14 protein-coding genes are annotated in these 14,735 nt (G+C 46.9%); 3 read left to right on the forward strand and 11 right to left on the reverse strand.

Annotation, left to right across the window (positions count from 1 at the left end):
- Positions 1–4 precede the first annotated feature (4 nt).
- From ACWA5Z_RS11680 to thrS, 10 genes are all read right to left on the reverse strand, one after another.
- Entirely contained in the window at positions 5–1,645 is a 1,641-nt protein-coding gene (locus ACWA5Z_RS11680; protein WP_431052575.1) for a malolactic enzyme, read from the reverse strand.
- 254 nt (positions 1,646–1,899) lie between these two features.
- On the reverse strand, positions 1,900–2,238 hold the full coding sequence (gene grxD, locus ACWA5Z_RS11685) for a Grx4 family monothiol glutaredoxin (protein ID WP_431052577.1): 339 nt from the start codon (positions 2,236–2,238) through the stop codon (positions 1,900–1,902).
- A gap of 136 nt (positions 2,239–2,374) precedes the next feature.
- Positions 2,375–3,151 (reverse strand): TPM domain-containing protein, encoded by a 777-nt coding sequence (locus ACWA5Z_RS11690; RefSeq protein WP_431052579.1) that lies wholly within the window; start codon positions 3,149–3,151, stop codon positions 2,375–2,377.
- Positions 3,144–3,602, reverse strand: a complete 459-nt coding sequence (locus tag ACWA5Z_RS11695; protein WP_431052581.1) for a TPM domain-containing protein — start codon at positions 3,600–3,602, stop codon at positions 3,144–3,146. The genes ACWA5Z_RS11690 and ACWA5Z_RS11695 overlap by 8 nt, the downstream gene beginning before the upstream one ends.
- Before the next feature lie 15 nt (positions 3,603–3,617).
- The gene (locus tag ACWA5Z_RS11700; protein WP_431052583.1) at positions 3,618–4,199 is read right to left on the reverse strand and encodes a LemA family protein; all 582 of its coding nucleotides are present in this window, start codon (positions 4,197–4,199) and stop codon (positions 3,618–3,620) included.
- Between the two features lie 205 nt (positions 4,200–4,404).
- The gene (rplT, locus tag ACWA5Z_RS11705) at positions 4,405–4,761 is read right to left on the reverse strand and encodes a 50S ribosomal protein L20 (protein WP_431052585.1); all 357 of its coding nucleotides are present in this window, start codon (positions 4,759–4,761) and stop codon (positions 4,405–4,407) included.
- Positions 4,762–4,801: 40 nt separating this feature from the next.
- On the reverse strand, positions 4,802–4,999 hold the full coding sequence (gene rpmI / locus ACWA5Z_RS11710; RefSeq protein WP_034613912.1) for a 50S ribosomal protein L35: 198 nt from the start codon (positions 4,997–4,999) through the stop codon (positions 4,802–4,804).
- A 100-nt stretch (positions 5,000–5,099) separates the two neighbouring features.
- Positions 5,100–5,579 carry a translation initiation factor IF-3 gene (gene infC, locus ACWA5Z_RS11715; protein ID WP_449343106.1) on the reverse strand — a complete coding sequence of 160 codons (480 nt, stop codon included), beginning with the start codon at positions 5,577–5,579 and terminating at the stop codon, positions 5,100–5,102.
- A 238-nt stretch (positions 5,580–5,817) separates the two neighbouring features.
- Positions 5,818–6,153 (reverse strand): helix-turn-helix domain-containing protein, encoded by a 336-nt coding sequence (locus ACWA5Z_RS11720; RefSeq protein ID WP_431052588.1) that lies wholly within the window; start codon positions 6,151–6,153, stop codon positions 5,818–5,820.
- A gap of 571 nt (positions 6,154–6,724) precedes the next feature.
- On the reverse strand, positions 6,725–8,656 hold the full coding sequence (gene thrS, locus ACWA5Z_RS11725; RefSeq protein WP_431052590.1) for a threonine--tRNA ligase: 1,932 nt from the start codon (positions 8,654–8,656) through the stop codon (positions 6,725–6,727).
- A 265-nt stretch (positions 8,657–8,921) separates the two neighbouring features.
- Between thrS and ACWA5Z_RS11730 the strand changes: the two genes are divergently transcribed.
- Positions 8,922–9,779: a fructosamine kinase family protein gene (locus ACWA5Z_RS11730; RefSeq protein WP_431054347.1), complete on the forward strand. Its 858-nt coding sequence runs from the start codon at positions 8,922–8,924 to the stop codon at positions 9,777–9,779.
- Here ACWA5Z_RS11730 and ACWA5Z_RS11735 read toward each other — a convergent pair.
- Positions 9,776–10,702 carry a LysR family transcriptional regulator gene (locus tag ACWA5Z_RS11735; protein ID WP_431052591.1) on the reverse strand — a complete coding sequence of 309 codons (927 nt, stop codon included), beginning with the start codon at positions 10,700–10,702 and terminating at the stop codon, positions 9,776–9,778. The genes ACWA5Z_RS11730 and ACWA5Z_RS11735 overlap by 4 nt on opposite strands.
- A 131-nt stretch (positions 10,703–10,833) precedes the next feature.
- On the opposite strand from ACWA5Z_RS11735, the gene metE reads away from it, so the two are divergent.
- Positions 10,834–13,098 (forward strand): 5-methyltetrahydropteroyltriglutamate--homocysteine S-methyltransferase, encoded by a 2,265-nt coding sequence (gene metE / locus ACWA5Z_RS11740; RefSeq protein ID WP_431052593.1) that lies wholly within the window; start codon positions 10,834–10,836, stop codon positions 13,096–13,098.
- A gap of 202 nt (positions 13,099–13,300) precedes the next feature.
- On the forward strand, positions 13,301–14,656 hold the full coding sequence (lysC, locus tag ACWA5Z_RS11745) for a lysine-sensitive aspartokinase 3 (RefSeq protein ID WP_431052595.1): 1,356 nt from the start codon (positions 13,301–13,303) through the stop codon (positions 14,654–14,656).
- Positions 14,657–14,735: the final 79 nt, after the last annotated feature.

A 14,735-nucleotide genomic window follows, 5' to 3' on the forward strand; every position in this document is an offset into this window, starting at 1 on the left:
CCTTTTATTTACTGAGATCTTGATAAATCGGAATCCATTTCAATTCATCAATGGCTTTATCCAGATCGGCAATCGGCTGTCTATTCAGTTGCTGATCCACCGCACTTTGCGCTACGCCTTTGGCAACGGTGCGTGAAAATTCGGTTAATCTTGAAACCGGCGGTAACACCGCTGCACCTGCCTTGTTAGGATCAACCAAGCCGCCAAGCGAATGCGCCGCTTTGGAAATCATGGTGTCATTTAAAATCCGCGCTTCCGATACCAGAACGCCTAAGCCTAAGCCCGGATAAATCAAGGCATTGTTTGCTTGTCCGATTTCATAGGTTACGCCGTTCAGCTCAACCGGATCGGTTGGAATGCCGGTCGCGACTAAGGCTCTGCCGTCGGTCCAGGTCAGCAAATCTTTGGCGGTCGCTTCTGCCAGTTCGGTCGGATTGCTGAGCGGGAAAATAATCGGACGTTCGGTGTGCGCCGCCATTTCTTTGATAATGCTTTCGGTAAATGCACCGCCTTGGGTTGATGTGCCGACCAAAATCGTCGGGCGCACCGCTTTGACGGTCGCTTCAAGTGAAGTCAATTCATGGCTGTTGGCAAATTCGGCACGGCTGCGCGCAAACGGACGTTGTTCCGGGGTCAAATCGTCCATGTCATCGAACAGCAATCCCTGCACGTCAACCATATAGAATTTGGCACGCGCTTCTTTTTCGCTTAAGCCGTGTTGCAACATCTCTTGGTAAATACGGTTGGTGATACCGGCCCCGGCACTGCCTGCGCCAAAGCAAAGATAGGTTTGATCAGTGATATTTTGTTTAGAAATATTCAATGCGCCCAAAATCCCGGCAAGGCTGATAATCCCCGTGCCTTGAATATCATCATTGAAGGTTGGGATTTTATCGCGATATTTATTCAAGATATTCGCCGCATTCGAACGCCCGAAATCCTCCCAATGCAGATAGAGTTTCGGGAACAAGGCTTCGGCTTTTTGCACGAACTGATCGACGAATTGATAATATTGATCACCGCGTACGCGTTGGTGGCGGTTGCCTAAATAGAGCGGATCCTTGAGCAGTTGCTCGCGGTTTGTGCCGACATCCAGCACCACCGGCAACACGCTGTTCGGATCAATTCCTGCGGCTGCGGTATAAACCATCAGTTTACCGACGGAAATATCCACACCGTTCACGCCCCAGTCGCCAATACCTAAAATGCCTTCCGCATCGGTTGCGACAATCAGCCTAATATCACGTCCGTTGGCGGCATTTTTCAGGGTAGCTTCGATATTTTCCGGTTCATTGATTGACAAATACGCGGCATATTGCGGATCAACAAACAGTTCATCATAACGTTCAATCGATTCGGCAATCACCGGGTCATAAACAATCGGCATAAATTCAACCACATGACGGCTAAACAAGGCATAAAACAACGTGCGGTTGGTATTAAAAATTTCCATTAGAAAATGGCGCTTTTCAATCCGAGAATCTTTCTTTTGGAATTGCGCATACGCTTGACCGCATTGCTCATCCAGCGTCTGCACACAAGCAGGCAACAAACCAATCAAGCCTAATTTGGCGCGCTCTGCCAATGTAAATGCCGTACCTTTATTTAAAAACGGATCATTTAAAACGTCATGTGATGTTTTCATGCTATTTTCCTCTATTTTGAGTGGTGGTGATATGTATTCTGTTATGTAACAACTATTATTTATACAAAATTCTGTCAGGAATAAACAGCACAAACTATAACATTTACTTCAACTGAATAATTGACATTGTGGGTAAAATAAGGCAAGCCATAGTAAATGAGTGTAAGTTAATATTTTGATTTATCAAAAATAAAGAACCGCACTTTGATTTCCGATTTCACTAATTCAAAGTGCGGTTAGTTTAACGAGTAAACTTAGGCTTGTTCCGTTTCAGCGTGTTTAGCGGCAACTTCTTTTAACATCGGTTGCAATTCGCCTTGTTGGAACATTTCCATAATAATATCGCAGCCGCCGACCAATTCGCCTTCCACCCATAATTGTGGGAAAGTCGGCCAGTTGGCGTATTTCGGCAATTCAGCGCGAATATCCGGGTTTTGCAGAATATCGACATAACCAAACGGCACTTGGCAATGAATTAACGCTTCCACTGCCCTGGCAGAAAAACCACAAGACGGGAACTTGGGTGAACCTTTCATATAAAGAAGAATCGGATTTTCGCTGATTTGCTGTTTGATTTTATCTAATGTTTCCATGATGACCTCAGTAAAAAGCAGGGCAATCCCTGCTTGTAAATGAATGGTGGCTGATTGTATCACAGCCCGCTTTTAACTCAATAACAGGAATTTAATTTACCGCTTTCCTGTTCTTAACGAACAACGGAACGGACAACTACCAACTGCCGCCGGCGCCACCGCCGCCGGAGCTGCCGCCGCCGAAGCCACCACCGCCAAAGCCGCCCCCTCCGCCGAAGCCGCCGCCAAATCCACCGTTATTACGGTTATTACGGCGACGGAGCACTTGTCCGTTGCGCCCGATGGTGTGGTTATTGGTTGGGGTGACATAACTGTCATTAATCCGTCCGAACAAAACAAAAAGAATAAAGATCACCACAAACACCAGTGGAATCCAATCCATTTCGTTATCGCGTTCCACCGCTTGCGGCGCATATTCACCTTTACTCGCGGCGATAATCGCATTCAGACCGTTATCAATTCCTTGATAATACTGGTTTTGTTTAAAATACGGTGTGATCTCGTTGCGGATTAATTGCGATAACATCGCGTCAGGCAATGCGCCCTCGAGTCCCTGCCCCGGTGCAATAAAAATCTTGCGATCGTTCAACGCAATCAGCATTAATACGCCATTATTCAGCCCTTTACGCCCGATTCCCCATTTATCCACCAAAGCAAAGGCAAACTCGGCAATCTCGTTGTCGCCGGTGGTCGGCATAATCACCAAGGCAATTTGCGAGCTGGTTTCTTTAGCGTAAGCCGCCAATTTGCTTTCCAACGCATTTTGTTGGGCTGCGCTCAACACATTGGTGTAGTCGCTGACATAGCGAAACGGATTCGGGACAGCCGGCAATTCGACCGCCACCGCATTAACGCTGAAAAACAGGCAAAGTGCGGTCAGCAGGTAGCGTAGCGGCATAAAAAATTTACTCATCAATGATCACCTCATTCGGCAATTCATCAACATCGTCTGCTTGGCGCGGAAAATGGAGCGAGAGTTTTTCCGCCAGCAGATACAGCGCGGCAATAATCCCTTTGGTCAAATTGCCTTGCGCCGCTTGTGCGCTAATCACATCACAGCAACGCTGCCAAAATTCATCGTTCACAAATTGATGAATGCCATGATCACCAATCACCGCACAGCGGCGTTGTTTTAAGGCGACATAAATCAACACGCCGTTATTCGCCGCCGTTTGTTCCATTTCCAGCTCAGCGAAAATCTGCTGCGCACGGGCAATTATCGGATCAGCATGTTCCGGCAACGCGTTTAATTTGGCGTTTTTCTCAATATAAACCCGCACTTCGGCAGCGGTTTGCAACTCTAACTGTTCAATCGCCGCTTCGACTAACGCACTATCGATGGCTGATTTGGCAAATAATGGCATGGTCTGACCGCACTTTTAGTTGAAATTCACAACCGGCGCGTTTTGCGCCCCTTCTGCCGCTTGGAAATACGGTTTTTCTTTAAAGCCGAAAATCATCGCCGCAAATTTGGTCGGGAACTGGCGCACATAGCTGTTATAAGTGCGAGCCGCCGTATTGAAATCGTTACGCGCTTTGTTGATACGGTTTTCGGTACCTTCCAATTGCGCTTGCAGATTCATGAAACCTTCATGCGCTTTCAGTTCAGGATAACGTTCAACCGTGACTAACAAACGGGATAATGCCGAACCAACCGAATTTTGCTCTTGTTGGAATTGGTTTAATTGCTCCTGCGTCATATTCGCCGGGTCGATTTTGGTTTGTGACGCTTTGGCACGCGCTTCAATCACACCGGTCAAGGTGTCGCGTTCAAAATTCGCTTGCCCTTGCACGGTATTGACAATATTCGGAATCAAATCGGCACGACGCTGATAAGATGACTCGACGTTTGCCCACACAGAGTCAATCTCTTCCTCCGCCCGCACTAATCCGTTGTAGCTGCTCATTAAAGTAACACCGGCAATCACGGCAACAATAATAATCGCAATCCATTTTTTCATGATAATATCCTTTAGCAAGATTTATAACACATCAACATAACGCCAATGCCAGAATAACGTTTTAAAATCGAGTTATTTTCCAAGAAATGTCGGGAAATTGCAAATATCTTTATAATGTTGCCATACAATAACTTGAAATGCGCAAACGTTGCATAAACAAAAAGGGAGCCTTAGCTCCCTTCTCGTGTTGCGTTAACTTAATCTATTAAGCTAAAGCAGATTTTGCTTTTTCAACTAAAGCGCTGAAAGCCACTTTGTCGAACACCGCAATATCGGCAAGGATCTTACGATCGATTTCGACAGACGCTTTTTTCAAGCCGTTGATGAAACGGCTGTAAGACAATCCGTTTTGACGAGCCGCCGCGTTGATACGCGCGATCCACAATTGACGGAATTGACGTTTGCGTTGGCGACGGTCACGGTAAGCATATTGACCTGCTTTGATAACCGCTTGGAAAGCAACGCGATACACGCGTGAACGCGCACCATAATAACCTTTAGCAGCCTTAAGAACTTTCTTATGACGAGCTCTGGCAACAACACCACGTTTTACACGGGCCATAGGGATCTCCTTTGATCTATTTTAACTGGAATGAAATGAACTATGCGTACGGCAAGCAGGCTACCACTAATACTTGGTCGGCTTTCGCAACCATGGATTTGTGGCGTAAATGACGTTTACGTTTAGTCGATTTCTTGGTCAAAATATGACGCAAGTGAGATTGTTTACGCTTAAAACCGCCGGAAGCCGTTTTTTTGAAACGCTTCGCAGCACCGCGTACTGTTTTAATTTTTGGCATAATTGGATTAACTCCGCATTGTATTATTAATCAATGTAATCAGGCGAATAAAAACGCGTTTGGCTTGCGCCAACCGCACTTTATTACTTGTCGGCGCTGATTACTTCTTCTTCGGCGCAAGCACCATCACCATTTGACGGCCTTCCAGTTTTGACGGAGCGGACTCCACCACGGCGATGTCAGCCAGATCGTTTTTCACGCGTTCCAACACATCGGCACCGATTTGTTGATGGGCCATTTCACGTCCGCGGAAACGGATTGTGATTTTGGTTTTGTCCCCATCTTCCAGAAAGCGAATCAGGCTGCGTAGTTTTACCTGATAGTCGCCTTCGTCTGTACCAGGACGGAATTTAATTTCCTTAACCTGAACAACTTTTTGCTTTTTCTTTTGCTCTTTCGCCGTCTTGCTTTTTTCGTAAAGGAATTTGCCGTAGTTCATGATCCGGCATACCGGTGGTTCTGCATTCGGACTGATTTCAACCAAATCCAAAGCGGCAGCCTCTGCCATCTCTAGTGCCTGTTGAATACCGACAATCCCAGCCTGTTCACCTTCTGCATCGATCAAGCGAACTTCTTTCACCTTAATCTCGTCATTAATACGATTTGGGCGTTGCGTCTGAACTCGTTTTACCGCTTTAATAGTTTTCTTCCTCTAATGAATTTAAGACAGCCCTTACAATCACAACCTAATCATGTAACCAAAGAGCAACCGAAATAATTTACCGTCTTTTAACCTAAAGACGGCAAAAAAGTGGCGTAGATTTTAAAGAAAAATCAGGCGATATGCAAGGGAATTTTAAGGATTATATGACTTTCCGCTACCCGTTCGCTAAGCTTTCGAGAAATGCGATAAAAGCCGTTTTTTGCGGTAGTGTTAACGCTTGCCAATGGCGATCGATTCTGTCGCTATTCCAATCGGAATCTAACATACAATCCATAAAAAAATAACTGATCGGCGTGTGTAAGAAATTTGCAATACTCACTAGATGGGAAACATTAATTTTATTTGTCCCTCTTTCATAGCGTGATAATTGTTGTTGTGAAATATCCAATAATTCCGACAATTTTTCTGCCGAAAAACCGCACTCCTTCCGTTTTTGTTGAATTCGCTTTCCAATCAAACGATCAACTTCCGTTGGATCTAATTTTGCCATTTACTGCTATCCAAATTTATTTTACTCACCTATAGACTATTTTTCATGATTTTTACGCTTGAATGAACCTCATTTAGGGTGTAGAATCGATAATAATTACTCTCTTACGGACTTTTTACATATAAATTTTGCAAAATTACTATAGGATAAAAAACCTTTCATGCAAAAGATCAGGGAAATATTGATTCATTTTCTAACTATTGCACTTTACTTTTCTTATGTAATATTGTGTATTGTTTTTCCTGTTTATGCCGTTGTTAAAGATGTCGAAAATGACGAAATTATATGGGCGGTTGTTGATTTGCTGCTTTTTATTCCAATTGGAGCAATTCGCGGACTAATGTATTTTTTCACCTCCTTCATTCATGGTATATATATGTAAATCGAATCCGCTTGTCTCATGTGATTATAAAAAATACAACGTTTTTTGTGCTGTGATAAATCAAGCACTGCGTATAAAGTGCGGTGGTTATTGCCATTGGCAGGATGATGGTTGCGCTTTTATAGATGTTATCAATTCAACATAAAAAAAGGCAAGCCAAACTTGCCTTTTTCCATCGAATCAAAGAAATTATACTTCGCCCAACAATTTCAGTTCACGGCTGTGAACTTGATTTTTCAGCAGTTGGGTGAATTCATCAATGGTGAATGTGCCCAAGTCTTGCCCTTTACGGGTGCGCACCGCCACTTTACCGGCTTCGATTTCTTTGTCGCCGCAAACAAGCATATACGGCACGCGGCGTAGGGTGTGTTCGCGGATTTTGAAACCGATTTTTTCATTACGCAGATCCGATTTCACACGCAAGCCTGCTTCAGACAGGGTTTTGACCACGTTTTGCACATAATCCGCTTGCGAATCGGTGATGTTCATCACCACCGCTTGCACCGGCGCGAGCCATGACGGGAAGAAACCGGCGTATTCTTCGGTGATAATGCCGATAAAACGTTCGATTGAACCCAAAATCGCGCGGTGGATCATCACCGGCACTTTGCGCTCGTTGTCTTCCGCCACATAAGAGGCGTTCAAACGACCCGGCAAGGCGAAATCCAGTTGGATTGTGCCGCATTGCCATTCCCGATCTAAACAATCACGCAAGGCAAATTCGATTTTCGGCCCGTAGAATGCGCCTTCGCCCTCTTGAATTTCATAAGCTAAGCCGTTATGTTTCAGCGCATTTGCCAACCCTTCTTCGGCTTTGTCCCAAATCTCGTCGGAACCGATACGGCTTTCCGGACGGGTCGAGAGTTTAACCTGAATATTGGTGAAACCAAAGGTGCTGTAAATGTCGTATACCATGCGGATACACGAAGTCACTTCGCTTTCCACCTGATCTTCGGTACAGAAAATATGCGCGTCGTCTTGGGTGAAGCCGCGCACGCGCATTAAACCGTGCAACGAGCCGGACGGTTCGTTACGGTGGCAAGAACCGAATTCCGCCATACGCAACGGCAAATCGCGGTACGATTTCAAGCCCTGATTGAAAATTTGCACGTGTCCCGGGCAGTTCATCGGCTTAATCGCATATTCGCGGTTTTCCGATTGGGTGGTGAACATCAAGTCGGCGTAGTTTTGCCAGTGTCCGGTTTTTTCCCACAACACCCGATCCATCATAAACGGACCTTTCACTTCTTGATAATCGTATTGTTTCAATTTGGTACGCACGAACGTTTCCAATTCGCGGAAAATCGTCCAGCCGTCGTTGTGCCAAAATACCATGCCCGGCGCTTCTTCCTGCATATGGTACAGATCCAACGCTTTGCCGATTTTACGGTGATCGCGCTTCGCCGCTTCTTCCAAACGTTGCAAATAAGCCGCCAGTTGCTTTTTATCCGCCCATGCCGTGCCGTAAATCCGTTGCAGCATTTTGTTGTCGCTGTTGCCGCGCCAATATGCGCCTGCCACTTTTTGTAATTTGAAGTGGTGGCAGAATTTCATATTCGGAACGTGCGGCCCACGGCACATATCAATGTATTCTTCATGATGATACAACGCCGGCGTTGCGGTTTTTTCGATATTTTCGTCTAAAATCGCCAGTTTGTATTCTTCACCGCGGGCTTTAAAGGTGTCGTAGGCTTGCTGCCAACTGACCACTTTTTTCACCACGTCGTAATCGGTTTTCGCCAGTTCGAGCATGCGTTTTTCGATCGCGTCCAAATCGTCTTGATTCAAAGTGCGGTCAAGATCCACATCATAATAGAAACCGTTGTCAATCGTCGGGCCGATTGCCATTTTCACATTTGGGAACAGTTGTTTGATTGCGTGCCCCAGTAAGTGCGCGCATGAGTGGCGGATAATTTCCAAGCCGTCTTCGTCTTTGGCGGTGATGATTTCCAGGGTGCTGTCTTCGCTGATCAGATCCACCGCGTCTTTACGCACGCCGTTCACGCGCCCCGCAATAGTCGCTTTGGCAAGCCCTGCGCCGATACTTTGCGCCACCTCGAATACGGAAACAGGATTATCGAACTGACGTTGTGAGCCGTCAGGTAAAGTAATAATTGGCATAAATTTGTCCTTACAGTGGTCGCCCATACGCCAGGCGACTTGTTTAAAATGAATGGTTGTTAAAATCAGTTTATTTTTCGCACCTACTCTGTGCAAAAACCTATTCTGTGTAAAAAATAGGGCGGTAGTTTAGCAGATATGCCAAATGATTACCATCATCGACAATAACTCCGGCAAAATTGCTAATGTTTGAGCCAAATCACAGTAAAATCAAGCCATTCTGGCTAAGATAGGTTAACAGGCGACCAAAACCAAGGAGTAAATGATGTGGAAAGCAATTTCTCAGCTGTTGGCTGAACAATTCGGTTCTTACTACACGATTAAATCCAAAACGCCTGTTGCGGACGGCGAAATGCATCAGGCTTGGATTATTGATGACGGTAATATACCGGTTTTTGTCAAAGTAAATGACAAAACCTATCGCTCGATGTTCCGCACCGAAGCCGATCAATTAACGTTATTAGCCAAGAGCGGTACGGTGCGTGTGCCGCGGGTTTACGGCGTAGGTTGTGCCGAAAACGTCAGTTTTATTCTCCTAGAGTCTTTATCACTATCCCCGTTGCCAAGCAATAAAATGGCAGAGTTAGGCGCACAGTTGGCGGCGTTGCACAGCAATAGCAACAACCAAGAATACGGTTTTGATTACGACACCTGGCTTGGTCCGGTGTATCAACCCAATGCATGGTCAAAAAATTGGTCAACCTTTTTCAGTGAAAACCGAATCGGTTGGCAGTTGCAATTATGCAGAGAAAAAGGGATTGAATTCGGACGGTTTGAAGACATTATTTCCTCGGTCTGCTTCCATCTTGCCAAATATCAGCCTGTGCCCGCACTGTTGCACGGGGCGTTCTACCATAAAAATTTCGGTATTTGTGATAACGAAATCGTGCTGTTTGATCCGGCATGTTATTGGGGCGATTCGGAGTGTGATTTGGCTCTGTTTGAGCTGTTTACACCAATGCCGAGCGAATTTTATCAAGCCTACAACGGCATTAATCCGGTTGATAACGGTTATCGGCAACGTAAAAGCATTTATCAGCTTTATTACCTGCTCAATTTTAGCCACCGCTTTGGCGGCAATTATATTGAACAGGCGGCGGATCTGATTAAGTTATTGGATTAATCCAACACCGACAAGCCCGGTAAGGTGGAAAAACTTTGCGATTTGACGGTGTGATAAAAATCCTGCACAAAGGCGGTGTTGACATCACTTTCGCGCACCGCCGCATACAGCTCGCTTTGCAAGCCGTTATCGGTGATTTTGCGCGCCACCACATAACCGCGCTCCAAGTACGGTAATACCGCCCAATACGGCAGTGCTGCGATACCGCGCTTACTGGCGACCAGCTGAATAATCGCAATCGTCAGTTCGCTGGTGCGGCGTGCCGGATTGATCCCTTGCGGATAAAGCACTTTACGCAACAAATCCAACATATCGTCCGGCACGGGGTAAGTAATCAGGGTTTCGTCGGCAAAATCTTCCGCCTGCCACACCGCTTTTGCCGCAAGCGGATGATCTTTCGAACAAATCCCGACCATTTCATAACCAAATAGCGATTGGTGCACAACTCCCGCGGTCTCTTCCACTTCCGACACAATCGCCCAGTCCGCGCGGTGGGTCAGCAATAATCCGAGCGTATCGGTGTGAAAACCAGACACAATATCCAACTCGACCAAAGGCCAATTTTGGCGGAACGAATCCATCGCCGGCATTAACCAGTCAAAGCAGGTGTGGCATTCGACTGCAATCCGCAACTGCCCTGCGTCGCCCTCTTTCACCCGCACCAAATCCAACTCTGCGTCCACCACCTTCGGCAAAATATCATAGGCGAGCTTGATTAAGCGCTCCCCGGCAGCGGTGAAATGTAACGGTTGGGTTTTACGCTCAAACAGGGTGAGACCATACTGCTCTTCCAACAGTTTGATTTGATGGGAAAGTGCAGATTGGGTGAGGTAAATCCGTTTGGCGGCAAGCGACACACTGCCGGTTTCTTTCAATGCAATCAGCGTTTTTAAATGACGGAGTTCTAAAAATATCGGCTTCATTAAAATTATTCATCATCTCTGTGAAAATTATGAGTTTGCATAATATACTAAAATCCGTCATCCTGCATCTCAGATAGCCATTTAGACGGCTATTTAAGAATAAATCAGTTTAAATATCGGGAGAAACCATCATGACAACATTTCATTTAGCCGGCTTTCCGCGCGTAGGCGCAAAACGTGAATTAAAATTTGCTCAAGAACGTTATTGGCGCAAAGAGTTGGCAGAGCAAGATCTGCTCGACATCGCCAAAGCCTTGCGTGAGAAAAACTGGCGACACCAAGCCGCCGCCAACGCAGATTACGTGGCGGTAGCCGATTTTACTTTCTATGATCATATTTTGGATCTGCAAGTGGCGACCGGCGCAATTCCGGCACGTTTCGGCTTCGACAGCAGCAATTTGAGCTTAGAACAATTCTTCCAACTGGCGCGCGGCAATGCGGAACAGCACGCCATCGAAATGACAAAATGGTTCGACACCAACTATCACTACCTTGTGCCTGAATTCCATAAAAACAGCGAATTCAAAGCCAATCCGGCACACTATGTACAACAACTGCAAGAAGCACAAGCGCTAGGCTTAAAAGCCAAACCGACCATTGTCGGCCCGATCACGTTCTTATGGTTAGGCAAAGAAAAAGGCAAAGAGGCGTTTAACCGTTTGGCGTTGTTGGACAAACTCTTACCTGTTTACGAAGAAATCCTGACCGCACTGGTACAAGCCGGTGCAGAATGGATTCAAATTGATGAACCGGCTTTAACCGTCGACCTGCCGGCGGAGTGGATTGCGGCATTTAAACCGACTTATGAAAGATTGGCAAAACTGCAAGCCAAATTATTGCTTGCCACCTATTTCGGTTCAGTTGCCGAGCATGCCGATTTATTAAAAAGCTTGCCGGTTGCCGGCTTGCATGTGGATTTGGTGCGCGCACCGCAACAATTGGCGGCGTTTGAAGATTATGGCAACGTGTTGTCTGTCGGGGTGATTGACGGGCGTAATATCTGGCGTGCAAACCTCAACAAGGTGTTAGACGTGGTTGAGCCGTTAAAAGCCAAATTGGGCGAAAAGCTGTGGATCGCACCAAGCTGCTCGCTGTTACACACGCCATTTGACTTGGAAGTGGAAACCCAATTAGACAAAGATCTCTATTCATGGTTAGCCTTTAGCTTGCAAAAAATCCAAGAGTTGAATGTGATTAAACAGGCATTAAATAACGGTCGCGCCAGTGTTGAAACCGCACTTGCCGCAAGCCAAGCCGCTGCCGACGCACGCGCCGCTTCAAGCGTGATCCACCGCCCTGAAGTTGCCGCCCGTTTAGCCTCGCTGCCAGCCAATGCGGATCAACGTCAATCGCCGTTTTCCGAGCGGATTAAGTTACAACAAGCGTGGTTAAACCTACCGCTGTTGCCAACCACCAATATCGGCTCGTTCCCACAAACCACTGAAATTCGCCACGCCCGTGCCAACTTCAAAAAAGGGGCGATTTCAGCGGCGGAATACGAAGCGGCGATGAAAAAAGAGATCGCCTATGTGGTTGAACAACAAGAAAAATTGGATTTAGATGTGTTGGTGCACGGTGAAGCCGAACGTAACGACATGGTGGAATATTTCGGCGAATTGTTAGACGGTTTTGCCTTCACCAAATTCGGTTGGGTGCAAAGCTACGGCAGCCGTTGCGTGAAACCGCCGGTGATTTTCGGTGATGTGGTGCGCCCAAATCCGATGACCGTTTCATGGTCCACTTACGCCCAAAGCCTGACCCAAAAACCGATGAAAGGCATGTTGACCGGGCCGGTGACGATTTTGCAATGGTCTTTCGTGCGTAACGACATCGAACGTTCAACCGTATGTAAACAAATTGCACTGGCGTTAAACGATGAGGTATTGGATCTGGAAAAAGCCGGTATCAAAATTATCCAAATCGACGAACCGGCAATCCGTGAAGGTTTACCGTTGAAACGTGCCGACTGGAACGATTACCTCGATTGGGCGTGCGAATCATTCCGCTTGTCCTCTTTCGGTGCGCAGGATTCGACGCAAATCCATACTCATATGTGTTATTCCGAGTTCAACGATATTCTGCCGGCAATCGCAGGCATGGACGCAGACGTGATCACCATCGAAACCTCGCGTTCCGATATGGAATTGCTGACCGCCTTCGGTGATTTCAAATACCCGAACGACATCGGACCGGGCGTGTACGATATTCACAGCCCACGCGTCCCGACTGCGGCGGAGATCGAGCATTTGCTACGCAAAGCATTAGACGTCATCCCTGCCGAACGGTTGTGGGTCAATCCGGATTGCGGTTTGAAAACCCGCGCATGGCCGGAAACCAACGCCGCGTTGGAAGTGATGGTCAACGTCACCAAAAAACTGCGTGCCGAGTTAAACTAAAACACAGCAAAACCGCACTTTGAGTTTAAAATGCAAAGTGCGGTCTGAACCACAAAACCATCGCAGTGGATTGATTGCGATGGTTTTTTATTATGGCGCGTTTTAGTTGTGGATTTTTTACATAAAAATGGCAAACTACAAAAGAATAAAAACACAACACTTAACAACATTAACCTTAACTTTAACTACAGGAACTCAAACCATGTCCCATCTTTCCGTTGCTAAATTCGGTGGCACGAGTGTTGCCAACTTCCCTGCGATGAGTGCGTGCGCCAAAATCGTGATTGCTGATCCCAACACCCGTGTGGTGGTGCTTTCCGCTTCGGCTGGCGTTACCAATATTTTGGTGGCACTTGCCAACGGTTGCGAAAGCGAACAGCGCACCCAATATTTAGACGAGCTGCGCACCATTCAATACAACATCTTAGATGAATTGAAAAACAATAACGTTATCAGCGAAGAAATTGACCGCTTGCTTGCCAATGTCGCCTCACTTTCCGAAGCCGCCAGTTTGGCAACTTCGCCGGCGCTGACCGATGAATTGATCAGCCACGGGGAAATGATGTCGACCTTGATTTTTGTGGAAGTGTTGCGCGAACTGCAAACCAACGCCACTTGGATCGATGTGCGCCAGCTGGTCGCCACCAACAGCAATTACGGCAAAGCGGCACCGGATGACGCCAAAACGCAAAAAAATTGCGACAATATCTTAAAACCGCTGATTAACCGTGGCGAGCTGGTGATCACCCAAGGTTTTATCGGGCGTGATGAAAAAGGCAAAACCACCACACTCGGACGTGGCGGCAGCGATTATTCCGCGGCATTATTGGCGGAAGTCTTGGACGCCAAAGACGTCTTGATCTGGACCGACGTGCCGGGCATTTACACCACTGATCCGCGCGTTGTGCCTGCTGCACAAAAAATCGATACCATGAGCTTTGCCGAAGCGGCGGAAATGGCGACTTTCGGCGCGAAAGTATTGCACCCTGCCACCTTATTACCTGCGGTGCGCAGCAATATTCCGGTTTATGTCGGCTCAAGCAAAGATCCGGCGGCGGGCGGCACTTGGGTCACGCGCGATCCGCAACCGCGCCCGACATTCCGTGCGATTGCGCTGCGCCGTGACCAAACCTTATTAACCTTGTCCAGCCTGAGTATGCTGCACGCACAAGGCTTTTTAGCCAACGTGTTTAATATTTTGGCAAAACACAAAATTTCGGTCGATACCATCACCACCTCCGAAGTCAGCATTGCCTTGACCTTAGACAAAACCGGTTCGGCGTCTTCCGGCGCGAGTATGTTGTCCAACGAACTGCTGACCGAACTGAGCGAAGTTTGCAATGTGAAAGTGGATACCGGTTTATCGCTGGTTGCCTTGATCGGCAACGATCTGCACATTACCGCCGGCGTGGCAAAACGTTTATTCGGCACAATCGAACAGTATAACGTGCGTATGGTCAGCTATGGCGCCAGCACCAACAACATCTGCTTATTGGTACAAAGCCAACACGCCGACGACGTGGTGCGCTTACTGCACGCAGAGTTATTTGAAAAATAGTCGTCTGGAAAATCAAGCAACCGTACTTTGGCTAAAGTGCGGTCTCAGCCCTTAATTGCTACGCCGGTTAAGGGCTTTT

The organism is Testudinibacter sp. P80/BLE/0925, from assembly GCF_053570785.1.